This window comes from Sphingomonas pseudosanguinis, from assembly GCF_014196255.1.
GTDB classification, from domain to species: domain Bacteria; phylum Pseudomonadota; class Alphaproteobacteria; order Sphingomonadales; family Sphingomonadaceae; genus Sphingomonas; species Sphingomonas pseudosanguinis.
Map to the genome: position 1 here is coordinate 39,429 of NZ_JACIDH010000008.1, position 25,630 is coordinate 65,058.

Genomic DNA, 25,630 nt, shown 5'->3' on the forward strand with positions numbered 1-25,630 from the left:
TCGCTCAGGCTGAACGACTGTTGGTCTTGGTCCAACCTCCCAACCCCGTTCCGCCTGAGCGAAGTCGAAGGCCACGCCCACACCTCACCCGATAACGCCCCCGCACCATTGCCGGTGCAGGGGCATCACCAGATCAAGCCTGGGTATCGAGATAGGTCTTCCAGAACCCGGCCAGTTCGGCGCGCGGCGACCCCTGGACCGCGTCGAACGCCGCCTTGGCCCCGGCCTTGTCGCCCTGCGCGGCCAGCGCGATGCCGAGGCGGGTGTTCACCTCATTGGCGTCGATGCCGCCCTTTTGCAGCGCCAGACGGTACAGCTCGGCCGCCTTGGCGTAGTTGCCCTGGCCGTAATAGGCCTCACCGGTCAACGCGGCGAGCTTGCCGTCGCCAGCCGACTTGGCGCGCGCCTCGGTCGGGGCAAGCGAGCCTTCCTGCTTGTTCTTGGCGTCCGCCGCCGCCAGCATCGCCTTGGCGGTCGCATTGCCGGCCGGGATCTTGCCGGTCGCCATGCCTTCCTTCAGCACAGTCGCGGCTTCGGCCGGCAGGCCCTTGTCGGTCGCGTACTGGGCATATTCCATATAGTCGTTCTGGTCGGCCAGCGACTTCGACGCGCGCATCAGGCGGAAGAGATCGAGGCGCTGGTTCTTGTCCAGCGTCGCCAGCGAGCCCGGCTGCAGGCCATAGATGACCAGCGCGTTGCGCCAGTTCTGCGCGGTCGGATAGGCCGCGATCCACTTGCGCATCCAGCTCAGCGTCTCGGGCACCATCTTGCTCTTGTTGGCGCGACCGATGGCGTACTTGTAATAGTCCTCCGGCGCCTTCTGGCCCGAGGCGTTCATCTGGTCGATGGCGGCGGCGAGGTCGGCATTGGCGCCGGCGACGTCACCCATCTCCATCTTCGCCTTGACGATCAGCATCGGCAGGTTGGGATCGTTATAGCCCAGCTGCTTGGCCTGCTCGAAATATTTCAGCGCGACCGGATACTGCTTGCCGTTGAACGCCAGCGCGCCGCGACGATAGACATAGCGCGGCTTGTCGGTGGCCGGGGTCGACGGGCTAGCGATCAGCGCGTCGAGCGGCTTGGCGAGCGGTGCCTCGTCGATCGGGGCGTTCGGATTGGCCTGCTGGGCCGCGAACAGCTTGCCCGATTCGAGCTCGTAGCGCAGCGCGGCCGCGATATACTTGTCGTCTTCGGTCTTGGCGGCGGTTTCGACGGCCTGGATCAGCGGCTCGGCCGCCGCATAATTCTTCTGCTGCAGCACGGGCTGCGCGGCCTGTGCCGCCTTCAGCGCCTCGGGGCTCAGCTTCAGGCCGCCGGCCTCTTCCTTCTTCTTCTGCGCGGCGGCCGGAACGGTCAGCGCGACCCCGCTCACGCTCGTCGCCAGCACCGCTGCAAGCGCGAGCTTCGGAATGATTTTCATGCGAATTCTCTCCAAGAATAAAGCCTGTCGGGTCGGGAACCGTCGATGGCGGGTTGATAGGGGCAGCGGCCGCCCCGTTCAAGCAACGCGATGATCCGTGCCCTCCTATCCACCAGCCGCTGAACGCGGATTGAACGCGAACGCTCCCGGCGCTAGCGGGCGGGCCATCATGATCGCCGTCATCTCCCCCGCCAAGACGCTGGACTATAAAAGTCCGCTCCCCGCCCTCGCCCCGACCCGCCCCCATTTCGCCAGCGAGGCCGAGACGCTGGCCGCCGCCGCCGCCGGACTGGGCGAAGAGAAGCTTGCCGCGCTGATGCGGATCTCGCCCGCGCTGGCCAAGCTCAATGCCGACCGCTTCCGCGATTTCGCCGACGGGCCGGAGCGGCCGGCCCTCTTCGCCTTTGCCGGTGACGTCTATACCGGGCTGGAGGCCAAGACGCTGGACGAGCCGGCGGTATTGTTCGCGCAAGACCATCTGCGCATGCTCTCGGGGCTGTACGGCCTGCTCCGCCCGCTCGACGCGATGCGCCCCTATCGGTTGGAAATGGGCACGCGCTGGGCACCCCATCGGGGTGGATCGGGCGGCGACAAGCTGACCGACTGGTGGGGCGATCGCATCGCCGCGCGCCTGGCGGAGGAGGTCGAGGCCGAAGGATCGGGCGCGATCTTGAACCTGGCCAGCCAGGAATATTGGCACGCGGTCGACGGCAAGCTGCCGCCCGCGATCCGCATCATCGCGGTCGATTTCCGTGAGGGCGACCGCTTCATCAGCTTCCACGCCAAGAAGGCGCGCGGCGCCATGGCGCGCTGGATGATCGAGCACGGGATCACCGATACCGACGCGATGCGGGGTTTCGATAGCGACGGTTATGCGTTCGACGCCGAGGCGAGCACGCCGACGCAGTGGAGATTTGTGCGATGAGCGAATGGAAGCGGGCGATCGTCATCGGTGCCTCGGGCGGGATCGGCGGAGCGATCGCCGATGCGCTGGAGGAAGAAGGGGTGTCCATCACCCGCCTCGCCCGCGCCCTGTCCGGTGACGCGCATATCGACCTGGAGGACGAAGCCAGCATCGCCGCCGCCGCCAAGCAGATCGCCGACGGCTCCGCCCCCGATCTGGTGATCGTCGCGACGGGTCTGCTGCACGATGGCGCACACGGTCCGGAAAAGGCGATCGATCAGCTGTCGCCCGAATGGCTGGCGCGCAATTTCGCGGTCAATGCGATCGGCCCCGCGCTGGTCGCCAAGCATTTCCTTCCGCTGATGCCGCGCACCGGCAAGACGATCTTCGCGGCGCTGTCGGCGCGGGTCGGATCGATCTCCGACAATCGCATGGGCGGCTGGTACGGCTATCGCGCGTCCAAGGCGGCGCTCAACCAGTTTATCCGCACGCTCGCCATCGAGCACAAGCGGCGCAACGACCGCTCGATCGTCGTCGCGCTCCATCCCGGCACCGTCGACACCGCGCTGTCCAAGCCGTTCCAGGGCAATGTCCGCCCCGGCGGCCTGTTCGCGCCCGACCGCGCGGCGGTGCAATTGCTCGACGTGCTGGACGGGTTGAAGGCGCCGGATAGCGGCAAGCTCTTCGATTGGGAGGGCAAGGAGGTCCAGCCTTAGGTGGAGGGCCGACTCAACCCCATCATCCGTTCGAGCTGAGCGAAGTCGAAGCGCACGCCCGGACATCGCGGCGTGGCCGCCGTCATCCCTTGGCCTTCGACTTCGCTCAGGCTGAACGGAGGTCAGGACAGGCTTGCCCAGCCCGGGAATGGCCGACCCCTATTTATCATTCAGATTACAACATTGTAACATTTGCGACATCAGGTCGAAACCGCGTGGCCGGCATAAGGGCGGGGCTGGTCGCCTTTACTCCCGCTGGCGACCAGCGCCTTCGAAGTCCCGCGATATTGCTGCCGAGGGGGGAGCACATTCCGTCGGGCCCGCCCCCGCCACCCCGTTTTCCGCGCCCGCCGTTCCTCCCAAACGGCCGCTCGCTTATGGGTTGCGCGGGGGTGGTCAGGCGCTTTCCGCTGGGCTAGGAACGACAATTCCCATCTGACCATCAAGCCGGAAAGCAACAGACTTTGGCCGACGAGACGACCCTCGCGGAACCTTCCGATATTTCGACGATCTCCATCGTCGACGAGATGAAGTCGAGCTATCTCGACTATGCGATGAGCGTGATCGTGGCGCGTGCGCTGCCCGATGTGCGTGACGGCCTGAAGCCCGTCCATCGCCGTATCCTCTATTCGGCCGCCGAAAGCGGCTTCGTCGCGGGCAAGCCGTACCGCAAGTCGGCGCGCATCGTCGGTGACGTGATGGGTAAATACCACCCGCACGGCGACAGCGCGATCTACGACGCGCTGGCCCGCATGGCGCAGGACTGGTCGATGCGCGTGCCGCTGATCGACGGTCAGGGCAATTTCGGATCAATGGACCCCGATCCGCCCGCCGCGATGCGTTACACCGAGGCGCGCCTGGCCAAGGTCGCCAATTCGCTGCTCGACGATCTCGACAAGGACACGGTCGACTTCCAGCCGAACTATGACGGCTCGGAGCGCGAACCCTCGGTCCTGCCCGCCCAGTACCCGAACCTGCTGGTCAATGGTGCCGGCGGTATCGCGGTCGGCATGGCGACCAACATTCCGCCGCACAATCTGGGCGAGGTGGTCAATGCCTGTCTCGCGTACATGGAAAACGGCGAGATCACGGTTGAGGAACTGAACGAGATCGTCCCCGCCCCCGACTTCCCCACGGGCGCGCTGATCCTCGGCCGCTCGGGCGCGCGTTCGGCGTACCAGACCGGGCGCGGTTCGATCATCGTGCGCTCGCGCCACGAGATCGAGGAGATGCGTGGCGATCGCCGGGCCATCGTCCTCACCGAAATCCCCTATCAGCAGGGCAAGAACGCGCTCGTTGAAAAGATCGCCGAGGCCGCCAAGGAAAAGCGGATCGAGGGGATCAGCGACATTCGCGACGAATCGAACCGCGAAGGCGTTCGCATCGTCATCGACCTGAAGCGCGATGCGACCCCGGAGGTCGTGCTCAACCAGCTGTGGCGGCACACCCCCGCCCAGACCAGCTTCCCGGCCAATATGCTCGCCATTCGCGGCGGCCGGCCCGAGCTGCTGAACCTGCGCGACATCATCCAGGCGTTCGTCCAGTTCCGCGAGCAGGTCATCACCCGCCGCTCCAAGTTCGAACTGGCCAAGGCGCGCGAGCGGGCGCACATCTTGCTCGGCCTCGTCATCGCGGTGACGAACCTGGACGAGGTGGTGCGGATCATCCGTGGTTCGGCCTCGCCGGTCGCCGCGCGCGAAGCCCTGCTCGCCCGCGAATGGCCGATCGCCGAGATCGCCGGGTATATCCGCCTGGTCGAGGCGGTCGAGCATGAGGGCTTCGGCGACACCTATCGCCTGTCGGAGACTCAGGTTCGCGCCATCCTCGACCTGCGCCTGCATCGCCTGACCGCGCTGGGCCGCGACGAGATCGGCGACGAGTTGAAGGGTCTGGCGGACTCGATCACCGAGCTGCTCGAAATCCTCGCCAACCGCGTGAAGCTCTATGAGGTCATGCGCGGCGAGCTGGTGGCGATCCGCGACCAGTTCGCGACCCCGCGCCGCTCGGAAATCGCCGCCGCCGCCGATGGCATCGACGACGAGGACCTGATCGAGCGCGAGGACATGGTCGTCACCGTGACCATGCAGGGCTATATCAAGCGCACCCCGCTCGATGCCTTCCGCGCGCAAAATCGCGGCGGCAAGGGCCGCTCGGGCATGGCGACCAAGGACGAGGACGTCGTTACCGAGCTGTTCGTGACCAGCACCCACACGCCGGTCCTGTTCTTCTCGAACCATGGCAAGGTCTATCGCTACAAGGTGTGGCGCCTGCCCGAGGGCGGCCCCGCCACGCGCGGACGGCCGATGGTCAACCTGCTGCCGCTGGCACCGGGCGAGGTCATCTCGACCGTGCTGCCGCTGCCCGAGGACGAGGCGGAGTGGGGCAAGCTCCACGTCATGTTCGCCACCGCCAAGGGTGCCGTGCGCCGCAACTCGATGGATGCGTTCACCAACGTGCCCTCGAACGGCAAGATCGCGATGCGCTTCGAGGAGGGCAGCGAGGACCGGCTGATCGGCGTCGCGCTGCTCGGGGCAGAAGACGATGTGCTGCTCGCCACGCGCTGCGGCCGCGCGATCCGCTTCGCCGCCGACGATGTCCGCGAGTTCCAGAGCCGCACCTCGACCGGCGTGCGCGGCATCGCGCTCAAGGGCGAGGACGAGGTCATCTCGCTCTCGGTCCTGCACCGTGTCGGCACCACCCAGGAAGAGCGTGAGGCTTACCTCCGCTTCGCCCCCTGGAAGGGCGAGAAGGAGGGCGAGCCCGAGCTGTCGGTCGAGCGGTACGAAGAACTGCGCCAGTGCGAGCAGTTCATCCTGACCGTCTGCGCCAACGGCTATGGCAAGCTGTCCTCGGCCTATGAATATCGCCGCACGGGTCGCGGTGGTCAGGGCATCACCAACATCGACAATATCGCCCGCAACGGCGATGTCGTCGCCAGCTTCCCGGCATCCAAGGGGCACCAGCTGATGCTGGTGACCGACCAGGCCAAGTTGATCCGCATGTCGCTGGCGAGCCTCCGTGTCATCGGGCGCGGCTCGGCCGGTCTGCGGCTCTTCAACGTGGCACCGGGCGAGCATGTCGTCTCGGCCGCGCGCATCGAGGAAACCGAGGAAGACGCCGAGATGAACCTGGCCGAGGGCACCCCCGAAATCGCGCCGGAGCCGGATGCGATCGTCGGCGAGAACCTGGCTGCCGGGCCGGAGGATGGCGAGTGAGCCACCCGACCACCGCCTATAAGGTGCTGACCGCCGATCAGATGGCGGTGTTGGAGCATGAGGGCGTCTTCACGGGCGCCCCGGTGGATCTGGCCGATGGCTATATCCACCTGTCCACCGCCGCGCAGCTGACGGAGACGGTCGACAAGCACTTCGCCGGACAGAGCGACCTGCACATCGCGGCGGTCGATCTGGAGGCGATGGGCGAGGCGGCGAAGTGGGAGGAGAGCCGGGGCGGCCAGCTCTTCCCGCATCTCTATGCCGATCTGCCGCTGACGGCGGTGATCGCCTATGGCCCGATGAAGCGTGACGATGACGGGACGGTGCGGCTGCCCATCGCGGGATAGGTCGCAAAACTTCTGTCGTCACTGAAACGTCATAAATCCCTAACGCCGCATTTACGGTTGCGGCGTTAGGGATTGGTTATGAAACCGCCCCACTTCTCCACATGGTCCGCCCCCGGCGGCGGCGATCCGGTGATCGACCATGCGGCGTCGTTGACCGAGGCGGTCGGCCTGTTCCGGCACTATCCCGACATGCGCCTCCTGCCCGTGCTCGATGCCGAGCGGCGGCCGATCGGTGCGATCCTGGAACGCGATGTGAAGGGATTGCTCTACAACCCCTTTGGCCATGCGCTGCTGCAAAATCCCGATTTCGGGGCCAGCCTGACATCCTATGTCCGCGCGCATCCCTGTTGCGAGGTCACGGCCAGCGTCGCCGAGCGGCTCGCGCTCCATGCCGACTGGGGGGCGCCCGACGCGCTGATTCTGACCGAAAACGGTGTATTTGCCGGCACGCTCGACGCCGCCACCATCGCGCGGCAGGCCGCCGATGCGCAGACCGCCCTGGCGCGCGAACGGATGGTGCGAGCCCGCCAGATCGACAGCGCGGCGCGCGGCTTCATGGCCGACATCGCGATATTATGCGACACGCTGGGCCATGCGAGCGGCGATATGGGCCGGGTCGCCGGCGACCTTGCGCGCTACGCCGGGCAGACTCAGGACGGCGCGGCACGGATGACCGAAGCGGTGGCGCAAAGCCGGTCGGCATTGGGCGACACCGCCACGCGCGGACGCGGCCTCGCCAGCGCTTTCGCCACGATCACCCGCGACATGGACGAAGCGCGCGAGATACGTGGCAGAGTCAGCGACCGTATCGCCAGGGCCAGCCGCCGCACCGCCGCGCTGGCCGACAGCGCCACCGCGATCGACGCGTTGCTCGCGCTGATCGAGACGGTGTCGGCGCGCACCAACCTGCTCGCGCTGAACGCCGCGATCGAGGCCGCCCGCGCCGGTGACGCCGGACGCGGCTTCGCCGTCGTCGCGCATGAGGTGAAGGCGCTCGCCAGCCAGACCCGCGACGCTGCGCAGGACGCCGCCCGCAACATCGCCGAGGTCAAGGCGAACCTCCACGCGCTCGTCACCGAACAGGGCCAGCTGGGCGAGGCCGTCTCCGCGATCGGCGCCATCTCGCAGTCGATCGACGTCGCGGTCGCGGCCCAAGCAGTCGCAACCACCGCCATCGCCACCAATGTCGAACAGTCGGTGACGGCGGCGCATCAGATCGGCCGGCAGGTGGCACAGATCGAGCGCGACGCGACCCGGATCGACCGCGATGCCGGATCGCTCGACACGCTGTCACAGGCGCTCGGCGACACGATCGAGTCCCTGCGCGAACGGACCGCGCGCTTCGTCGAACTGGTCGCCCTCTGACCTGTCAGACGTAGAGATCGACCACGTCCACCCCCTGCCCCACCGCTTCCAACAACAAGGTGCGGTGGCAATGACAGGGATCGCGCTCATAGCAGAGCAGCGCGCTGGGCTTCTCACCCGCCAGATCGAGCATCCGCGCGGCCGCCGCCTGCGCCTCGGGCAAGGCAAGTTGGTCATCATAGACCTCGCGCAGCGTGCCGACATCGCCCTTCTTCGCGGCATCACGCCCGCGCTTGGGCGTGCCGAGATCCTTGAGATGAACATAGTCGATCCCGACCTCCTTCAACGCGGCGGCCAGCGGCGATTTGGAAAAACCGGGCCGCCGTGACAGCGGCAGCGCGCGGACATCGATCAGCCGCGCGACCCCGGCCGTTTTCAGCGTCGCGAGAAAGCCGTCGACGGTCGCGCCTTCGTAACCGATGGTGAAGATGGTCGTCATATCACCGACTTGGGGAGCCGTGCCTCACGCGCCAAGTCCTTCCAACCGGGGCCGTCCGGGTTTAAGGCGTCGCGATGACCTATGACATTCATGTGATCGGCGGCGGGCTGGCGGGCTCGGAAGCCGCGTGGCAGCTCGCCGAGGCGGGGCTGAAGGTGCGCCTGTCCGAAATGCGCGGCGGCGCGGACACCACGCCCGCCCATCATGGCGGCGACTTGGCGGAGCTCGTCTGCTCCAACTCCTTTCGTTCGGACGACGCGACCTCCAACGCAGTCGGGTTGCTGCATCAGGAAATGCGCGCGCTCGGCTCGATCATCATGGCCAAGGGTGACACCCATGCCGTGCCCGCCGGGTCCGCGCTGGCGGTCGACCGCGACGGCTTTTCGGGCGGGGTGACGGCGGCGCTGGCGGCGCATCGCAACATCACCATCGTCCGCGAGCGGATCGACGCGCTACCCGACGGGCCTGCGATCATCGCCACCGGCCCGCTGACCGCTCCAAGCTTGGCGGGTGGCATCGGCGAGGCGACCGGCGCCGAAGCGCTGGCCTTTTTCGACGCGATCGCGCCGATCGTCCACCGCGAGTCGATCGACATGGATGTCGCCTGGTTCCAGAGCCGCTGGAACAAGGGCACGGGCAAAGACTACATCAACTGCCCGATGGACAAGGAGCAATATTACGCCTTCCATCAGGCGCTGCTTGACGGCGAGAAGACCGAATTTCGCGAGTGGGAAAAGGACACGCCTTATTTCGACGGCTGTATGCCCGTCGAGGTGATGGCCGAGCGCGGAGTTGAGACGCTGCGTTTCGGCCCGATGAAGGGCGTTGGGCTTGACGACCCGCGCACCGGACGCTGGCCCTATGCCGTCGTCCAGCTGCGGCAGGACAATGCGGCGGGGACGCTGTGGAACATCGTCGGCTTCCAGACCAAGCTGAAATATGCCGAGCAAATCCGCATCTTCCGCACCATTCCCGGGCTGGAAAAGGCCGAGTTCGCGCGGCTCGGTGGTCTGCACCGCAACACCTTCATCCGCTCGCCCGAGTTGCTCGACGCGACGCTGCGGCTGAAGTCGCGGCCGAACCTGCGCTTCGCGGGCCAGATCACGGGGTGCGAGGGCTATATCGAAAGCGCCGCCATCGGCCTGCTCGCCGGGCGTTTCGCCGCCGCCGAGCTGACGGGGAAGGCCATCGCGCCGCCGCCGGTCGAGACGGCTTTGGGTGCGCTGCTGGGGCACATCACGGGCCTGGCCGAGGCCGAGACCTATCAGCCGATGAACGTCAATTTCGGCCTGTTCCCGCCCATCCCCGGCCGGACCAAGAAGGCCGACCGCAAGCGGATGTACACCGACCGTGCGCGCGAAGCGCTGCCTGGCTGGCTCAACTCTCTTCCGCCGGGGCCGCCTCCGGTGCCTCAGCCGGTGCCGTTCGTGCCGGAGGACAGTTCGCCCGCGCAGCCGGTCGACGCTTGACGGCGGTGGTGGCGAACTCGGCCGCGTTCATCGTACCCGACTTGTCCCGGTCGGCGGTGGCGAATTTGGTCGTGGCCTTGATCGCCCATTCGTCGAACGACAGCTTGCCATCGCCGTCGCGGTCGAGCTTGGCGTAAGCCTTATGCCGCGCGGCGAGATACTCCTCGCGCGTGATCGTGCCGTCGCGGTCCTTGTCATAGCGGTCGAAGCGCTTCTGCTCGCGGGTACGGGCGGAGGCTTCGGGGAGTGCCGTGTCGTCATCTGCGGCTTGCTGGGCAGTTGTCGTCGCGGCACTCGCGGCGGGCAGCGGGGACGGTGTGTCGGGGCGACTGCCCCAGAGAAACAACCCTGCCCCCACCAGCGCGAGCGTGCCCAACCCACCGGCCAGATAGCGCCACATCGGTCCCGTCTCCCCCATTCGACGGACCTATGGTTAACCGGGGTTGAGGATGAGCGGCAAGAGGATTCCCTTGGCCTTCGACTTCGCTCAGGCTGAACGGGGGGTCGGTAGGGGCGGCCCTACTCTCGGGCGTACCCCGGCGAAGGCTGGGGTCCAGTTTCTATGCTGCTGAAGGCGCGCCGGGGTAGACGAAGACGCAAACGCCTTTCGCTATAGCGAGGGCATTGCATCTGGACCCCGGCCTTCGCCGGGGTACGGCTTCACCTGGAAGTGCAGTGGGTCAGCGTCCGGTCAGGCCGTGCCATGCCAGCCTTGCGGCACGTAGCGGATGACCGGGCAAGCGATCCGGATGGCGCAGGCTCTCGCGGGCCAGAACCGCCAGACCGCTTAAACCGCGAGCCGGCTTCGGCGATTTCGCCGTCAGCACTCCGTCCAATTCCGACAAGGCCGCCCCTGCGATTCGAGCGCGAACGGCATGATCGGAGACATGCTGCGCCAGATCGGCCCTGGCCCAGGCCGTTCCCAGCGGCGCCATCCCGGCCTGCCCTTGCAGTTGCCCAACGGATGCGAACAACACCCCCCCCCGAGCCTCGGCATGGCGCGCGACACGCTCGTCATCCAGCGGCTCGCCATCATCGAGCAGCGCCTCCCACCCCTCGATCATCGGGGCGAGGTCTGCCCCCCGCACACCACCGGGCAGCACAGACGACGCCAGCCGCTGCAACACCGGATGCGCAGGGGCAGGCTCGCGGTCGAGCTTTTCCAGCGCCTCGAACCACCAGGTCAGCCGCATCTGGCCGATCATCGGCTCGGTCGTGCTTTGCAGGATCGACGCGAGCTGGTGGTCCAGATCGAGCAGCGCCGCAAACCCGTCCCGCGCCGACGCGGGCGCATAGCCGACCGCCAGCGCCTGTTCGCGCATCACTGCCTCGATGGCGGGCGGAGGTGTAGGGGCGGCAGGAGCATCGGTCATCCCTTGCCCTTCGCACAGGTGGCGGCCATGAAAAAGGGCCTCCCGGTTTCCCGGAAGGCCCCTTTCAAACCAAAAGCTTACCTCACGGCTTAGCCGCGATAGGTCACCTTCTTGACCGCCGCGACGACCTTGTTCGCGTCGACCAGCGCCAGCTTTTCGAGGTTGGCGGCATAAGGCAGCGGCACGTCCTCGTTGGTCACGCGCAGCACCGGCGCGTCGAGGTCGTCGAACCCTTCCTCCATCACGACGGCCGTGATTTCCGACGCGATCGAGCAGGTGGGCCAGCCTTCCTCGACCACGACCAGGCGGTTGGTCTTGGCGAGCGACTTGAGCACCGTCTTGGTGTCGAGCGGACGCAGCGTGCGCAGGTCGATGACCTCCGCATCGATGCCCTCGGCGGCCAGCTTCTCGGCGGCTTCGAGCGCAACGCCCACGCCGATCGAGTAGGAGACCAGCGTCACGTCCTTGCCCTCGCGCATGATCCGCGCCTTGCCGATCGGCAGGACGAAATCGTCGAGCTTGGGCACGTCGAACGAACGGCCGTACATCAGCTCGTTCTCGAGGAACACGACCGGATCTTCCGAGCGGATCGCGGCCTTCAGCAGGCCCTTGGCATCGGCCGCGTCATAGGGCGCGATCACGATCAGGCCGGGGACGCTGGCGTACCAGGGGCCGTAATTCTGCGAGTGCTGTGCACCGACGCGGCTGGCGGCGCCGTTGGGACCACGGAACACGATCGGGCAACGCATCTGGCCGCCGGACATATAGTTGGTCTTGGCGGCCGAGTTGATGATGTGGTCGATCGCCTGCATGGCGAAGTTGAACGTCATGAACTCGATGACCGGACGCAGGCCGCCCATGGCGGCACCCGTGCCGACACCGGCAAAGCCATATTCGGTGATCGGCGTGTCGATCACGCGACGGTCGCCGAACTCGTCCAGCAGGCCCTGCGTGACCTTGTACGCGCCCTGATACTGGGCGACTTCCTCGCCCATCACGAAGACGCGGTCGTCGGCGCGCATTTCCTCGGCCATCGCATCGCGCAGCGCTTCGCGGACGGTGAGCTTCACCATCTCGGTGCCTTCCGGGATTTCCGGCGAGGCGGGCGCTTCCTGCTCGGCGGCGGCGACCAGCTTCTGCGTGCCGCTTTCCTGCTCGGCCGCAGCCGCGCCTTCCGGCATCGGCGGGGCGTTATGGTCGGTCGGCTCGTTCTTCGGCGCGGCATTGGCCGCATCGCCCGAACGCGAACCCGACGCGGCGGCAGACGCGACGTCTTCGCCCTCTTCGGCGAGCAGCGCGATGGCAGTGCCGACCTTCACATTGTCGGTGCCCTCGGCGACGATGATCTTGGCGATCACGCCTTCATCGACAGCTTCGAATTCCATCGTCGCCTTGTCGGTCTCGATCTCGGCCATGATGTCGCCGGACTTGACCGTATCGCCTTCCTTCACGAGCCACTTGGCGAGCGTGCCCTCTTCCATCGTCGGCGAAAGGGCCGGCATCTTGATCTCGATCGCCATCTTAGTAACGCTCCACCAGCACTTCAGTGTAGAGTTCAGCCACATCGGGCTCGGGGGTCTGCTCGGCGAAGTCGGCCGCCTCGTTGACCGTCTTGCGGATGTCCTGCTCCAGGCCCTTCAGATCGGCCTCGGTGACGCCCTGCTCTTCGAGCAGCCGCTTCACATGGTCGATCGGATCGGACTTGTCGCGCACGCCCTGCACTTCCTCGCGGCTGCGATACTTGGCGGGGTCGGACATGGAGTGACCGCGATAGCGATAGGTCTTCATCTCCAGGATGACCGGACCCTTGCCCGCGCGGACCCAGGCCAGCGCCTCTTCGGCCGCGCCACGGCACGCCAGCACGTCCATGCCGTCGACCTGGATGCCGGGGATGCGGAAGCTCTCGCCGCGGCGATACAGCTGGTCCTCGGACGAGGCGCGGTTGACCGCAGTGCCCATGGCGTACTGGTTGTTCTCGATCACGAAGATGATCGGAAGCTTCCACAGCTCGGCCATGTTGAAGCTCTCGTACACCTGGCCCTGATTGGCCGCACCGTCGCCGAAATAGGCGAGGCAGACGCCGCCGTCATTGCTGTACTTGTGCCCGAACGCCAGGCCGGTGCCCAGCGACACCTGCGCGCCCACGATGCCGTGGCCGCCGTAGAATTTATGCTCGGTCGAGAACATGTGCATCGACCCGCCCTTGCCCTTGGAGATGCCGGCGGCACGCCCCGTGAGCTCGGCCATGATGACCTTGGGATCGATGCCATAGGCCAACATATGGCCATGGTCGCGATAGCCGGTGATGACCGAATCCTTGTCGCCGTCGAGCGCCGACTGCAGACCCACCGCCACGGCTTCCTGGCCGATATACAGGTGGCAGAAACCGCCGATCAGGCCGAGGCCGTAGAGCTGGCCCGCCTTCTCTTCGAAGCGGCGGATCAGGAGCATCTGCTTGTAGAAATCCAGCAACTGTTCCTTGGTAGCCTGGAACGGTTGCGGTTCGGCGGGACGCTCCCGATTGGGAATGGGGGGCTCGCTGGTACGGCTTGGAGCTTTTGCCACAGTCGGGAACACCTTTGTTTCCGTTAGGGAAGGATCGACGCCTATTGGCGCGGTTCTGCGCGAAACTCAATTCCCCGTTACAAAACATCACGGGACAGCTGGATTTTGCCGGGTGATAGCTCAGCCTCGGTTGCCTTGCTGTCAAGCCGGAGCCTACAACGCACGCCGACCATGGATAGACCCCTGCACCCTTTCCGCATCGCCAATTTCCGCAGTTACTGGCTGTCCCGTTTCAGCGGCACGATCGCGGTATCGGCGATGTCGATCGTCATCGGGTGGCAGGTCTATAATCTGGCGCGCGAGACGATGGACGTGCGTCAGGCCGCCTTCATGCTGGGCATGATCGGCTTCGCGCAGTTCGTGCCGCTGTTCCTGCTGACCCCGATCACCGGCCTGGTCGCAGACAGCGTCGACCGGCGCTGGATCGTGCGGGCGACGACGACGCTGCTCGTGCTGACCGCCGCCAGCCTGTGGCTTCTGACCTGGTCGGGGCATCTGACGCTGGGCGCGCTGTTCACCGCCGCCGTCGCCTTCGGCATCGCGCGCGCCTTTTCGGGTCCGGCCTATTCGGCGCTCGCGCCCAATTTGGTGCCGCGCGAAAGTCTGCCCACCGCGATCGCGGTTAGCTCGATCGCGTGGCAGGTCGGCACGATCGCGGGGCCCAGCGTCGGCGGGCTGCTCTACGCGGTCCATCCCGAATTCGCCTACGGCGTCGCGACCTTGTTGTTCGCGGTCGCGCTGTTCTGCATCTTCCTGATCGGCCCGGTTCCGCAGCCGCCGGCGCAGACCGATCGCCGGCCGCTGACCCGGATCATCGAGGGGTTCAGCTATGTCCGGCGCAACCGGCTGGTCCAGGCGGCGATCACGCTCGACCTGTTCGCGGTGCTGCTGGCGGGCGCCACCTCGCTGCTGCCGGTCTATGCCCGCGACATCCTGCATGTCGGGTCGCAGGGGCTGGGGCTGCTGGCCGCCGGCATGGGCATCGGTGCGGCGACCACCGCCATCTGGTTCTCAGTCCGGCCGATGAAGTCGAATGTCGGGGTGAAGATGCTCGTCGCCGTGGTCGTCTTCGGCCTCGCCATCCTGACCTTCGGCATCGCCAGCCACATCACCGGCGCGCTGGGACTGGATACCGGCACCGTCCGGCTGGGTGGGGCCAGCCTCTTCGTCCATCCGGCCTTCCTGCTCAGCCTCGTCGCGCTGATCGTGGCGGGCGGTGCGGACATGGTGTCGGTCTATGTCCGCCAGTCGCTGATCCAGCTCCACACCCCCGATGTCATGCGCGGGCGGGTGAGCGCGGTGTCGCAGCTGACCATCTCCGCCTCGAACGAGCTGGGCGAGTTCGAGAGCGGCGTGATGGCCTCGATCCTCGGTCCGGTCGGCGCCGTCGTGTTCGGCGGGGTGGGCGCGATCGGCGTTACCCTGCTCTGGTCGCGGCTGTTTCCGGAACTCCGGCGCGCGCGAACCTTTGATCCGCCTGAAATCCTCAGCACCGAACCAACCCACGGAGAAGCCAAGCCATGAAGGCCAACACCATCCTGGAAACGATCGGCAACACGCCGCACATCAAGATCCAGCGGCTGTTCCCCGGATCGGAAGTCTGGATCAAGTCGGAGCGTTCCAATCCCGGCGGCTCGATCAAGGATCGTATCGCGCTCGCCATGATCGAGGCGGCGGAAGCCAGGGGCGAGCTGAAGCCCGGCGGCACCATCGTCGAGCCGACCAGCGGCAACACCGGCGTCGGCCTGGCGATGGTCGCGGCGGTGAAGGGTTACAAGCTGATCCTGGTCATGCCCGAATCCATGTCGATCGAGCGCCGTCGCCTGATGCTGGCCTACGGCGCGACCTTCGACCTGACCCCGCGTGAAAAGGGCATGAAGGGCGCGATCGAGCGCGCGCTGGAGATCGTGCGCGACACGCCCGGCGCCTGGATGCCGCAGCAGTTCGAGAACCCCGCGAATATCGACGTGCATGTCCGCACGACCGCGCAGGAGATCCTGAACGACTTCCGCGATTCGCCGATCGACGTCATCATCACCGGCGTCGGCACCGGCGGCCATATCACCGGCGTTGCCGAGACGCTGAAGAAGGAATGGCCCGAACTGAAGGTCTATGCGGTCGAACCCGCCGCCTCGCCGGTCATTTCGGGCGGCCAGCCCGGCCCGCACCCGATCCAGGGCATCGGCGCAGGCTTCGTCCCCGCCAATCTCCACACCCAGGCGATCGACGGGGTGATCGAGGTCGATGCCAATGTCGCCAAGGACATGGCGCGCCGTTCGGCGACCGAGGAAGGGCTGCTGGTCGGCATCTCGTCGGGTGCGACGCTGGCGGCGATCCTGCAGAAGCTGCCCGACCTGCCCGAGGGTGTCCGCGTGCTCGGCTTCAACTATGACACGGGCGAGCGCTATCTGTCGGTGCCGGACTTCCTGCCCGAACAGTGAGCACGCCAGATCGGCCGCGCGGCGGCATCCGCGCGGCCTTGTTCGTCATCGCCGGTACGGCCAGCGCCGTACCGGCTTTGCTCGTGGCGAACGCCCCCGCCATCCCGCATCAGGCCCGTGCCCGGCCGCAAGGTCCGGCGCGGGCGGGTCGCGTCGTGCCCCCGGCCGAAGTGCCGGCGGTGGAGCCGGTCGCCTTTGTCGACATGACCCCCGACGAAGCACGGGTCTATAACGCCAGCGTCCCCTTTTCGAACGATCCCAATCCGGCGGCGCGTCCCTTCGTCTTTCGCGGTACGGCGGAGGACAAGGCGCGGGCGCTCGACTGTCTGGCGGCGGGCGTGCTCTACGAGGCGGGCGACGATGCCAAGGGCGAACAGGCGGTGGCGCAGGTCGTGCTCAACCGGCTGCGCCATCCCGCCTTTCCCAAGACGGTGTGTGGCGTGGTGTTCGAGGGGCAGGAGCGCAGCACCGGCTGCCAGTTCACCTTCAGCTGCGATGGCGCGCTGACCAAGTGGCAGCCGCCCGAAGCCGCCTGGACCCGCGCCCGCGACATCGCCGGCATGGCGCTGAACGGCAAGGTGTTCCGTGCCGTGGGCCATGCGACCCATTATCACACCGACTGGGTCGTGCCCTATTGGCAGGCGAGCCTCGACAAAGTGGCGGCGGTCGGCAGCCATTTGTTCTTCCGCTGGTCGGGATGGTGGGGAACGCCGCCCGCGTTCAACCGACATCTGGTGCCGGGCGAGCCGGTCATCGCGTCGCTGGCACCCTTCTCGCCCGCGCACCGGGCCGGGGTGGACGGCACCGCCGAGGCGGGCGCCGCGCTGGCCGAGGGGGCGGCTGCCACCGGCGCGGCCACACCGCTGGCGAATGAACCCGATACCTTCCTGGTGTCGCTGCCCGGCGGTCTGGCGGCGGAGGGATTCCCGGCATACGCGCTCAAGCTGTGCGGCGACCGGGCGCATTGCACCGTCATGGCCTGGCGCGAAACCGCCGCCACGCCGCAGGCGGTGCCGCTGACGCCGCTTCAGATGGAGACGATGGCGTTCAGCTATTATCGCGACACCGGGATCGGCATCGAGCGGACCCTGTGGAACTGCACCGTCTATACCGCGATGAAAGGGCCGCGTTGCATGAAACGGCAGAGCCTGACGGCGATGCCCATCACGCCGAGCCAGACATTGCAGGCCGGCGCGCCGGCACCCGCCCCTACCCCCGCGCCCGGTGAACTGCCCGGCGTCCGTCGCGCCAGCGCCGCACCGGCGGAGGCGCAGCCCCGCCCTTGACCTGCTCAGTCGCGATGGGCGTTCAACAGGTCGACGAACTCGGTCAGCTCGGCGATGGCGGCATCGATGTCCTGCTTCTGGGCCTGGAGCGCATCGATCTTGGCGGCGCAGCGCGCGACGGTGACCTCGCGCTGCTGCCGCCGGCCGTCGCCCAGGTCGTAGAGATCGATCATCTCGCGGATTTCGGCCAGGCTGAACCCCACCCGCTTACCCCGCAAGATCCACGCGAGCCGGGCGCGATCGCGCTGCGAATAGATACGCTGTGTGCCCCGCCGCTCGGGCGCGATCAGCCCTTCATCCTCATAGAAGCGAAGCGCGCGGGCCGTGACGCCGAACTCACCGCATAGCTCGGTGATCGTGTAATCGTCCCGATCGCCCCGAGGGGGAATGGCGGCATAGGCGGCGACCCTGGTCATGGTCGCGACGCTAAATACCCTTTACGTCAACGTCAATCGGCGCAAAGTGCGGTCCCGTTGGGGCCACGCAGGGTGCGTGCCTCCGCCACCGAAGCGCTGACCCGCTCGACCGCCAGCGCCGACAATGTGGCGCGGCCGGTGCACAGGCCGTTGCAAGTCGCTGGCAAAGCGGCGGGAAACTGGATGCTGTCGCCATCGAGCCGGGCGGAAAACCGGCATGCGCCCAGCGCGATCGTCAGGTCCCGGCCGGAACGGGTCAGGGTGCCCCGCGCGGTACAGCCCTGTCCTTCGCCGTAATCGAGCAGCACGCCGATGTGGCGGGGCGCATCATCCTCACCCCCCGAGGCGGGCATGATGCACATCCGGTCCGAATCGCGTGCCCAGATGCCGTCGAGTGGAATGGTCGCCGGATCGGCGACAAGGCCGGTCGCGATGCTGGCCGCCTCCAACCGCTCGCCCGCCGCATTGTCCGCCGTCTCGCCCGATGACGTGCAGGCGGCGATCAACAGGTACAGGATGAGGCCAAGGCGACGCGCGATCACGCCACCGGCGCCAGCCCGTCCCCCTCGACCCGGCGGAAGAAACAGCTGCGCGCGCCGGTGTGACAGGTGGGCCCGGCGGGGTCGCAGATCAGCCACAGCGCATCCTGATCGCAGTCGATCCGGATTTCGGCGACGTTCAGCACGTTGTTCGAACTTTCGCCCTTTTTCCACAGCCGCTGGCGGCTGCGCGACCAGAAATGCGCCTGTCCGGTCGCCCGGGTCGCCGCCAGCGCCTCGGCATTCATATGCGCGACCATCAGCAATTCACCACTGACACGATCGGTAACGATCGCGGTCAGCAAGCCCTGGGCATCGAATTTGGGGTCGAGCGTCAGCCCGGTGTCGCGTTGGTCGGCCATGATCGCGATCTAGCCGCAACCCCGGCCTCTTCCAAGCTATCCGTGGTTGCGAATCGCCTCGATCAGGTCGGCCTTCTTCATCTTGGACCGCCCTTCGATGCCGATCTTGCGCGCCTCCTGCATCAGATCGTCCTTGGTCCGATCCTCCAAATGGGTCGCGTTATGCTTCAGGCTGTCGTTCGCCTTGGCATTGGCGATGCGCGCGGCTTTTTCCTTGGATTGGCCCTGCTTGCGCAGTTCCTCGTACAGCCCATCATCCTTGATCTGGGCGCCGTGATCGCGGGCCATATGGCATCTCCTGCTTTCGGGTTCGAAACGCGGACCTGTCGAAAATGATCCCGTCAACCATGACAAACAGGCGACAAACGCCGATCACATTCCTATATGCGCCCCGTCTGCCCCTTAGTTGCGAACGTTGCGAGCGCCTCTCCCATGCTGACCACCAACCCCTTCGACGACGACAAACTCCGCGAGGAATGCGGTATCTTCGGCGTGTCCGGCGCCACCGGCGCGGCCGCGCTGACCGCGCTGGGGCTCCACGCCCTGCAGCATCGCGGACAGGAAGCCGCCGGCATCACCAGCTTCGACGGCACGCTGTTCCACACCCACCGCGCGATGGGCCATGTCGCGGGCAATTTCGACCGCGACGACGTGATCCGTGGCCTGCCCGGCGAGGTCGCCTGCGGCCATGTCCGCTATTCGACCACCGGCGAGACGGCGCTGCGCAACGTCCAGCCGCTTTACGCCGACCTGTCGACCGGCGGCTTCGCCGTCGCGCATAACGGCAACATCTCGAACGCGATGAAGCTGCGTCGCGAACTGGTGCGTCGCGGCTCGATCTTCCAGTCGACCAGCGATACCGAGACGATCATCCACTTGGTTGCCACGTCCAACTACCGCACGCTCCTCGACCGCTTCATCGACGCGCTCAAGCAGGTCGAGGGCGCCTATTCGCTGATCGTGATGACACCCGAGGGCATGATCGCCTGCCGCGATCCGCTGGGCATCCGGCCGCTGGTCATGGGCCGATTGGACGGCGCGGTGATCTTCGCTTCGGAGACGGTGGCGCTCGACGTGTGCGGTGCGACCTTCGAACGCGCGGTCGAACCGGGCGAGCTGGTCATCGTCCAGGGCACCGAGATCCGCTCGATCCATCCCTTCCAGGCGGTCAGCCCCCGCCCCTGCATCTTCGAATGGGTCTATTTCAGCCGCCCCGATTCGATCGCGGGCGACCAGTCGGTCTATTCGGTGCGCAAGGAAATCGGCGCACAGCTGGCGATCGAAGCGCCCGTCGATGCCGACCTCGTCATCCCGGTCCCCGATTCGGGCGTCCCCGCCGCGATCGGCTATGCGCAGCAATCGGGCATCCCGTTCGAGCTGGGCATCATCCGGTCGCACTATGTCGGCCGCACCTTCATCCAGCCGGGCGACAAGGTCCGTCACCTCGGCGTCAAGCTGAAGCATAATGCCAATCGCGCGCTGATCCAGGGCAAGAAGGTCGTGCTGATCGACGATTCGATCGTGCGCGGGACCACGTCGCTCAAGATCGTGCAGATGATGCGCGAGGCCGGCGCGGCCGAGGTGCATATGCGGATCGCGTCGCCGCCCACCCGCCATTCCTGCTTCTACGGCGTCGACACGCCCGAGCGAGCCAAGCTGCTGGCGGCCAAGCTCGATCTGGGCGGCATGACCGACTTCATCCATGCCGACAGCCTGTCCTTCGTGTCGATCGAGGGCCTCTACAAGGCGCTGAACGCCGCGCGGGACGGCAAGCCCAGCTATTGCGACGCCTGCTTCACCGGCGATTATCCGACGACGCTGACCGACCATGACGAAACCGCCACGGTCGACCAGTTCGCGATGCTGGCCGAGCGGGTCGCCTGATGGCGGGCGCGCTCGACGGCAAGCTGGCGCTGGTCACCGGGGCCAGCCGGGGGATCGGTGCCGCCACCGCCATCGCGCTGGCGGCGCAGGGCGCGCATGTCATCCTGACCGCGCGGACGCCCAAGGGATTGGAGGAGGTCGAGGAGACCATCTTCAACGCCGGCGGGGCCGCGACCATCGCCCCACTCGACCTGACCGAAAACGAATCGATCGGTCGGCTGGCGGGCGCGATCGGCGAGCGCTGGCAGGCGCTGGACGTGATGGTGCTGAACGCCGGGATGCTCGGCTCGCTCGCCGCCGTGCCGGCGATCGACGCCAAGGAATTCGCCCGCGTCCTGACCCTGAACGTCAGCGCGCAGGCCGCGCTGATCGCCGCGTTCGACCCGATGCTGCGTCGGTCGAAAGGGGCGCGGGTGATCGGCGTGACCTCCTCGGTCGGGCGCAAGCCGCGCGCCTATTGGGGCGCTTACGGCGCGTCCAAGGCGGCGTTCGAGACGCTGCTCGGCGCTTATGGCGACGAGACGTCCGAGATCAGCGCCATCCGCACCGCTATCGTCGATCCGGGCGCGACCCGGACCCAGATGCGCGCCAAGGCCTATCCGGGGGAAGACCCCGCGTCGGTAAAGGCGCCCGAAGTGGTGGCGGACCGGATCGCCGCGCTGGCGATCGAAGGCTTTACGCCGGGGCACTTCGAACGCGTGGGGTGAAAGCGTTGGGGCGTGGGCTTCGACTTCGCTCAGCCTGAACGGCTGGAGGGAGAAGCCCTACGCCCCAAACCCCGTTCAGCCTGAGCGAAGTCGAAGGCCAAGGGAACCCCTCACCGCAACGTCGCGATGATCCCCGCCATCTCGAACACCGTCCCCTGCGCATCCAGCGAAAGCCCCCGCGCCGCGCCGGCCAAATCCTGCGCCGCCGCATAGGCATCCAGCGCCACCTTCAACCGCGCGCCGGAACGCCCCCGCGCCTGCGTGGCGATGAAGGCCGGCACCCGGTCGAGAAACGCCTCGTACCGCGCCTGCGCCGCCTTGCCGGCCAGCGACTTGGCCAGCTTCACCCGCTCGGCATTGCCGGGGTCGCCGCTCTCGGCGATGCGCGCGATCGCCGCGTCCATGCCCGCGATGTCCAGACCGGCAAAGCGCAAGGCGCGACCCGGCGCGCCCTCGGCAGCGGCGACCAGTGCGCCGATCTCGCCCTCATCCGCCTCGGGCAGTTGCTGGCGCAGGACGCGCGCGACATCGCTGTCCGACAGCCGCTCGAAGCGCAGGAGCCGGCACCGCGATCGGATCGTCGGCAGCAGCCGCCCCGGGGCATGGCTGACCAGCAGGAACACCGTCCCCGCCGGCGGCTCTTCCAAATTCTTAAGGAGCGCGTTCGCGCCGCCCCGCTCCAGATCGTCGATCGCATCGATCAACACGACCCGCGCCGGCCCCATTGCGGGTGCGGTGGCGAACATGGGTTGCAGGGTGCGGACCTGCGCGATCGTGATCGACCGCGCCAGATCCTGATCGGGCTTTTCCGCATCCTTGGGCAGGCGCGAGAGCACGCGGAAGTCGGGATGCGACCCCGCCTCGATCAGCTTGACGGTCGGATGCTGCTCCGGCACGGCGAGGCCGGGGGGCAGGTCACCCTGCCCGCTCGCCCGCGCCAGCAGCCGCGTTGCCGCCGCGCGCGCGAAGCTGGCCTTGCCCACACCCTCCGGCCCGGCGATCAGCCAGGCATGGTGGAGCTTGGCGCCTCCCAACGCGGCGGCGAAAGCGGCCTGGCCTGCATCATTGCCGACCGGCAGGGTCATCCGATCAGCCGAAGAACGAGGTCAGCCCGGACCAGGCACGGCCGAAGAAGCCCGCTTCGCTCACATCCTTTTCCGCGACCAGCGGCAGGCGCTGCGCGGGCATGTCAGGCGAGCTGACGACCAAATCGGCGATATGCTGACCGGCCTTGATCGGCGCCTTGATCGGCCCCTGATAGACGACCTTGGCGCTCAGTTGCGGGTCTAGCCCGGCGGGCAGCGTGACGGTCAACTGGCGCGGCGCGACCAGGCCGACGCTGCTCGACGATCCCATCTGGACCTCGGCATCGGCGACCTTCTTGCCCTGCGACACGACGGGCTTGGCCTGCCATGCGCGGAAGCCCCAGTTCATGAACTTGACCGATTCCTCGGCCCGCGCGCCCGAGCTGTTCAGCCCGGCCATGACCATCACAAGACGGCGGCCATTCTGTTCGGCCGAGCCGGTGAAGCCATAGCCGGCCTCTTCGGTGTGGCCGGTCTTCAGACCGTCGGCGCCGGCGACGCGGCCGAGCAGCGGATCGCGATTGGCCTGGGTGATGGCGTTGCCGCCCATCGTCTTGCCCCACGAGAAATCGCGGCGCGAATAGAATTGCTTGTAGAGCTGCGGAAAGTCCTGGATCGTGTGCTCGGCCAGGTCGGCCAGGTCACGCGCGGTGACATAGGTCACGCCGCCGTCCGGCCAGCCGTTCGACGTGCCGAAATGGCTGTTGTTCAGCCCGATCTGCTTGGCGGTGCGGTTCATCCGCTCGGTAAAATTCTGCTCGGTGCCCGCGATATGCTCGGCCAGCACGACGCAGGCGTCGTTGCCCGACAGCGTGACGATGCCGTACAGCAGATTGGCGACGCTGACCTGCTCGTTCGGCGACAGGAACATGGTCGATCCGGCCTGGGGCCCGTGCCACTTCTTCCACGTCTCGGGCTGGACGGTGACCATGTCGTTGAGCTTCAACTGGCCCTTCTTGACCAGATCGAAGGCGACATAGACGGTCATCATCTTGGCCATCGAGGCCGGCGGCATGCGGCGATCGGCATCGCGCTGGAACAGGATCGCGCCCGAGGACAGATCCTTCATGAACGCGACCGGGGCGGGCGTGTCGAACTGCGGCGCGGCCGCGATCGAGGGGTGGGCCAGCGCGACGAGAGCGAGCGGGGCGGCGAGCGATGCGAACAACGTCTTCATGGGTGTTCCGTGACCAAAGGGCGGGAGGAGGTCAATCCTGATGCAGGACGCGGGCGTCGTCATAACCGGCCTGCGCAGCCGCGTCACGCAGCGCTTTCGCCGAATTTGCATCGAGCGCGCCGCGTTCGACGCGCCAGACGCGGCCGACATGTTGGGTACGGGCGTCGAACCGGCGGGCGAGCGCTTCGGCGCGGCCCTGGCTGGTGAAGCTGGCGATCTGGACGCGGTAGGTGCCGGCGGCATCCAGCTTGATCGGCCGGGCGACGGGCGGCGCGGCGCTCGCCCCCGCCAGGATCAGGCCGGGATTGTCGGAGCCGGCTTTCAGCGCCCGCAGCCGGATATTGGCGACCGCGCGGCGATTGGTGCCCAGCAGGCGCGCCGCGCCGAGCGACAGGTCGGCCACCCGGTCCGCACGGCCCGGCCCGCGATCGCCGACGCGTGCGACGATGGTGCGGCCGGTATCGACATCGGTCACCTCGACCATCGAATCGAGCGGGAGCGAGCGGTGCGCGATCATCACATCGTCGGGGTTGAAACGCCGGCCGGTCGCGGTGCGCCGCCCGGCCAATTCATGCCCGTACCAGCTGGCGCGGCCCGTCGCCTGATAGCTGCCATAACGCGCCGCCGGCGCATCGTCCGGTGCCGCCGCCGTCGCGGGCACCGCCAGCATCGCGGCCAGCGCCGCGATGGCGAGGCGCTCAACCCGCAATCGCATCGGCCAGCAATCCCACCGACAGCGCATAGAAATTGGAACAGTTGTAATCCAGGATGACCCGGTAGTTGCCGGTCAGCAGATAGGCGGTCGCCCCCTGCCCGTCCGGCTCCATCAAGGTTGCCAGCACCCGGTCGTCGGGCCAGGCCGCACCCTGCGGCACGATGCCCAGCGCACGCCATTCGGCGATGGTGCGCCAGCCGCTATGCCGTTCGAACACGCGGGGGCAGCGCGGGCTGACCAGCTGGTTGCGCACCATCGACCGGTCGAACCCGGCGGGCACGCTGACCGCGAAGCCCCAGGGCTGGCCCGCGCGCCAGCCGGCGTTGACGAAATAATTGCCGATCGAGGCCAGCGTGTCCGCCTCGCTGTTCCAGATGTCGGCGCGGCCATCGCCATCGCCGTCGCGTGCCAGGCGGAGATAGATGGAGGGCAGGAATTGCGGATTGCCCGTCGCGCCCGCCCAGCTGCCCTTCAACTGCTCGCGGCTGACGCCCCGGTCCATCATCTTCATCGCGGCGATGAACTCGCCCTCGAACAGCGGCCGGCGGCGACCTTCATACGCCAGGCTCGCCAGCGAGCGGATCAGGTCGAAATTGCCGGTATAGGACCCGTAATTGGTCTCGTGGCCCCAGATCGCGACCATGATCGATTCGGGCACGCCCGTCTCGCGCTCGATCCGCGACAGGCGCGGGCGCTGCGCCAGATATTTGCTGCGCCCCCGGCTGATCCGCGCGGCATCGACATGCGCGGCCTTATAGGGGGCGAAGGGGCTGAAACCGCTATTGGCGGGGCCGCCGGGCTGACGCCGGTCGAGCTCGATCACCCGCTCGTTGAGCGTCAGCGTCGGCAGCACCGCGTCCAGCGTCGCGCGGCTGACGCCCTGCGCCAGCGCAGTGCCGCGAACCTGTTGCAGATAGCTCTGAAACCCAGCCTCGTCCTGCGCCAGCGCGGGCGCGCTGCTCATCAGCGTCGCCAGGACCGAAAAAATGCCGAGGCGCATCCCGCGCCGGGTAATGTTCCCCCACATGGACCGTTCTTTGCCATAGCGGCCCCGCATCCGGAACCTCACGTCACCGCAGGGAAGGCACGATCAGCCGCTGTCGGGGATCAAGCACTAATGGCGGGTGGAGTGGGATTCGAACCCACGGAACGGTTACCCGTTCGCCAGTTATCATATTTGACGGAGCCGACCGCTAGACGCCTCA

The 25,630-nt window shown here is 67.2% G+C and carries 25 protein-coding genes; 11 read left to right on the plus strand and 14 right to left on the minus strand.

Going from position 1 to position 25,630, the window contains the following annotated elements:
• Window positions 1-133 precede the first annotated feature (133 nt).
• Entirely contained in the window at window positions 134-1,420 is a 1,287-nt protein-coding gene (locus GGR48_RS10250) for a tol-pal system YbgF family protein (RefSeq protein WP_183951821.1), read from the minus strand.
• 169 nt (window positions 1,421-1,589) lie between these two features.
• Here GGR48_RS10250 and GGR48_RS10255 point away from each other — a divergent pair, with 169 nt between their 5' ends.
• The 5 genes from GGR48_RS10255 (at window position 1,590) to GGR48_RS10275 (ending at window position 7,967) form a co-directional block, all read left to right on the plus strand.
• Window positions 1,590-2,345 carry a YaaA family protein gene (locus GGR48_RS10255; RefSeq protein WP_183951822.1) on the plus strand — a complete coding sequence of 252 codons (756 nt, stop codon included), beginning with the start codon at window positions 1,590-1,592 and terminating at the stop codon, window positions 2,343-2,345.
• Window positions 2,342-3,040 carry an SDR family NAD(P)-dependent oxidoreductase gene (locus tag GGR48_RS10260; RefSeq protein WP_183951823.1) on the plus strand — a complete coding sequence of 233 codons (699 nt, stop codon included), beginning with the start codon at window positions 2,342-2,344 and terminating at the stop codon, window positions 3,038-3,040. Before GGR48_RS10255 ends, GGR48_RS10260 begins: the two co-directional genes overlap by 4 nt.
• A 464-nt stretch (window positions 3,041-3,504) precedes the next feature.
• Window positions 3,505-6,255, plus strand: coding sequence for a DNA gyrase subunit A (gene gyrA, locus GGR48_RS10265; RefSeq protein WP_183951824.1), 2,751 nt, complete (start codon window positions 3,505-3,507; stop codon window positions 6,253-6,255).
• Window positions 6,256-6,296: 41 nt separating this feature from the next.
• Window positions 6,297-6,602, plus strand: coding sequence for a DUF952 domain-containing protein (locus GGR48_RS10270; protein ID WP_183951901.1), 306 nt, complete (start codon window positions 6,297-6,299; stop codon window positions 6,600-6,602).
• 78 nt (window positions 6,603-6,680) lie between these two features.
• On the plus strand, window positions 6,681-7,967 hold the full coding sequence (locus GGR48_RS10275; protein WP_183951825.1) for a methyl-accepting chemotaxis protein: 1,287 nt from the start codon (window positions 6,681-6,683) through the stop codon (window positions 7,965-7,967).
• Between the two features lie 4 nt (window positions 7,968-7,971).
• Here the strand turns inward: GGR48_RS10275 and GGR48_RS10280 are convergent, their stop codons facing one another.
• Window positions 7,972-8,406, minus strand: coding sequence for a DUF488 domain-containing protein (locus tag GGR48_RS10280; RefSeq protein ID WP_183951826.1), 435 nt, complete (start codon window positions 8,404-8,406; stop codon window positions 7,972-7,974).
• A gap of 74 nt (window positions 8,407-8,480) precedes the next feature.
• Here GGR48_RS10280 and trmFO point away from each other — a divergent pair, with 74 nt between their 5' ends.
• On the plus strand, window positions 8,481-9,875 hold the full coding sequence (gene trmFO, locus GGR48_RS10285; protein WP_183951827.1) for a methylenetetrahydrofolate--tRNA-(uracil(54)-C(5))-methyltransferase (FADH(2)-oxidizing) TrmFO: 1,395 nt from the start codon (window positions 8,481-8,483) through the stop codon (window positions 9,873-9,875).
• On the opposite strand, the gene GGR48_RS10290 is transcribed toward trmFO, so the two are convergent.
• The 4 genes from GGR48_RS10290 to pdhA form a co-directional block, all read right to left on the minus strand.
• On the minus strand, window positions 9,784-10,275 hold the full coding sequence (locus GGR48_RS10290) for an EF-hand domain-containing protein (RefSeq protein WP_183951828.1): 492 nt from the start codon (window positions 10,273-10,275) through the stop codon (window positions 9,784-9,786). The two genes, trmFO and GGR48_RS10290, sit on opposite strands and share 92 nt — an antisense overlap.
• Before the next feature lie 280 nt (window positions 10,276-10,555).
• A complete protein-coding gene (locus tag GGR48_RS10295; protein ID WP_183951829.1) occupies window positions 10,556-11,248 on the minus strand; it encodes a squalene/phytoene synthase family protein in 693 nt (230 codons plus the stop codon).
• 89 nt (window positions 11,249-11,337) lie between these two features.
• Complete coding sequence (locus GGR48_RS10300; protein ID WP_183951830.1) at window positions 11,338-12,768, minus strand: pyruvate dehydrogenase complex E1 component subunit beta; 1,431 nt, start codon at window positions 12,766-12,768, stop codon at window positions 11,338-11,340.
• A 1-nt stretch (window position 12,769) separates the two neighbouring features.
• The gene (pdhA, locus tag GGR48_RS10305) at window positions 12,770-13,813 is read right to left on the minus strand and encodes a pyruvate dehydrogenase (acetyl-transferring) E1 component subunit alpha (RefSeq protein WP_183951831.1); all 1,044 of its coding nucleotides are present in this window, start codon (window positions 13,811-13,813) and stop codon (window positions 12,770-12,772) included.
• Window positions 13,814-13,984: 171 nt separating this feature from the next.
• Here pdhA and GGR48_RS10310 point away from each other — a divergent pair, with 171 nt between their 5' ends.
• From GGR48_RS10310 to GGR48_RS10320, 3 genes are read left to right on the plus strand one after another with little or no spacing between them, the layout of a single operon-like run.
• A complete protein-coding gene (locus GGR48_RS10310; protein ID WP_183951832.1) occupies window positions 13,985-15,337 on the plus strand; it encodes an MFS transporter in 1,353 nt (450 codons plus the stop codon).
• Window positions 15,334-16,254 (plus strand): cysteine synthase A, encoded by a 921-nt coding sequence (gene cysK, locus GGR48_RS10315; RefSeq protein ID WP_183951833.1) that lies wholly within the window; start codon window positions 15,334-15,336, stop codon window positions 16,252-16,254. Before GGR48_RS10310 ends, cysK begins: the two co-directional genes overlap by 4 nt.
• Window positions 16,251-17,540: a cell wall hydrolase gene (locus tag GGR48_RS10320; protein WP_183951834.1), complete on the plus strand. Its 1,290-nt coding sequence runs from the start codon at window positions 16,251-16,253 to the stop codon at window positions 17,538-17,540. Before cysK ends, GGR48_RS10320 begins: the two co-directional genes overlap by 4 nt.
• Window positions 17,541-17,545: 5 nt before the next feature.
• Here the strand turns inward: GGR48_RS10320 and GGR48_RS10325 are convergent, their stop codons facing one another.
• Genes GGR48_RS10325 through GGR48_RS10340 form a run of 4 tightly spaced genes read right to left on the minus strand, consistent with a single transcriptional unit; the run spans window position 17,546 to window position 19,145 of the window.
• Window positions 17,546-17,956: a MerR family transcriptional regulator gene (locus tag GGR48_RS10325; protein ID WP_183951835.1), complete on the minus strand. Its 411-nt coding sequence runs from the start codon at window positions 17,954-17,956 to the stop codon at window positions 17,546-17,548.
• Between the two features lie 32 nt (window positions 17,957-17,988).
• The gene (locus tag GGR48_RS10330; protein WP_338110501.1) at window positions 17,989-18,498 is read right to left on the minus strand and encodes a hypothetical protein; all 510 of its coding nucleotides are present in this window, start codon (window positions 18,496-18,498) and stop codon (window positions 17,989-17,991) included.
• Window positions 18,495-18,857, minus strand: coding sequence for a phosphoribosyl-AMP cyclohydrolase (gene hisI / locus GGR48_RS10335; protein ID WP_183951836.1), 363 nt, complete (start codon window positions 18,855-18,857; stop codon window positions 18,495-18,497). The genes GGR48_RS10330 and hisI overlap by 4 nt, the downstream gene beginning before the upstream one ends.
• A 36-nt stretch (window positions 18,858-18,893) precedes the next feature.
• Complete coding sequence (locus GGR48_RS10340; protein WP_183951837.1) at window positions 18,894-19,145, minus strand: DUF7218 family protein; 252 nt, start codon at window positions 19,143-19,145, stop codon at window positions 18,894-18,896.
• Between the two features lie 144 nt (window positions 19,146-19,289).
• On the opposite strand from GGR48_RS10340, the gene purF reads away from it, so the two are divergent.
• Window positions 19,290-20,741 (plus strand): amidophosphoribosyltransferase, encoded by a 1,452-nt coding sequence (gene purF / locus GGR48_RS10345; RefSeq protein WP_183951838.1) that lies wholly within the window; start codon window positions 19,290-19,292, stop codon window positions 20,739-20,741.
• Window positions 20,741-21,448, plus strand: a complete 708-nt coding sequence (locus GGR48_RS10350) for an SDR family NAD(P)-dependent oxidoreductase (protein WP_183951839.1) — start codon at window positions 20,741-20,743, stop codon at window positions 21,446-21,448. Before purF ends, GGR48_RS10350 begins: the two co-directional genes overlap by 1 nt.
• Window positions 21,449-21,558: 110 nt before the next feature.
• Here the strand turns inward: GGR48_RS10350 and GGR48_RS10355 are convergent, their stop codons facing one another.
• From GGR48_RS10355 to GGR48_RS10370, 4 genes are read right to left on the minus strand one after another with little or no spacing between them, the layout of a single operon-like run.
• Window positions 21,559-22,533, minus strand: a complete 975-nt coding sequence (locus GGR48_RS10355) for an AAA family ATPase (RefSeq protein ID WP_183951840.1) — start codon at window positions 22,531-22,533, stop codon at window positions 21,559-21,561.
• 4 nt (window positions 22,534-22,537) lie between these two features.
• Entirely contained in the window at window positions 22,538-23,710 is a 1,173-nt protein-coding gene (locus tag GGR48_RS10360; RefSeq protein WP_183951841.1) for a D-alanyl-D-alanine carboxypeptidase family protein, read from the minus strand.
• 31 nt (window positions 23,711-23,741) lie between these two features.
• The gene (locus tag GGR48_RS10365) at window positions 23,742-24,425 is read right to left on the minus strand and encodes a septal ring lytic transglycosylase RlpA family protein (protein WP_183951842.1); all 684 of its coding nucleotides are present in this window, start codon (window positions 24,423-24,425) and stop codon (window positions 23,742-23,744) included.
• Window positions 24,409-25,425, minus strand: a complete 1,017-nt coding sequence (locus GGR48_RS10370) for a lytic murein transglycosylase (RefSeq protein ID WP_183951903.1) — start codon at window positions 25,423-25,425, stop codon at window positions 24,409-24,411. The genes GGR48_RS10365 and GGR48_RS10370 overlap by 17 nt, the downstream gene beginning before the upstream one ends.
• Window positions 25,426-25,630 lie beyond the last annotated feature (205 nt).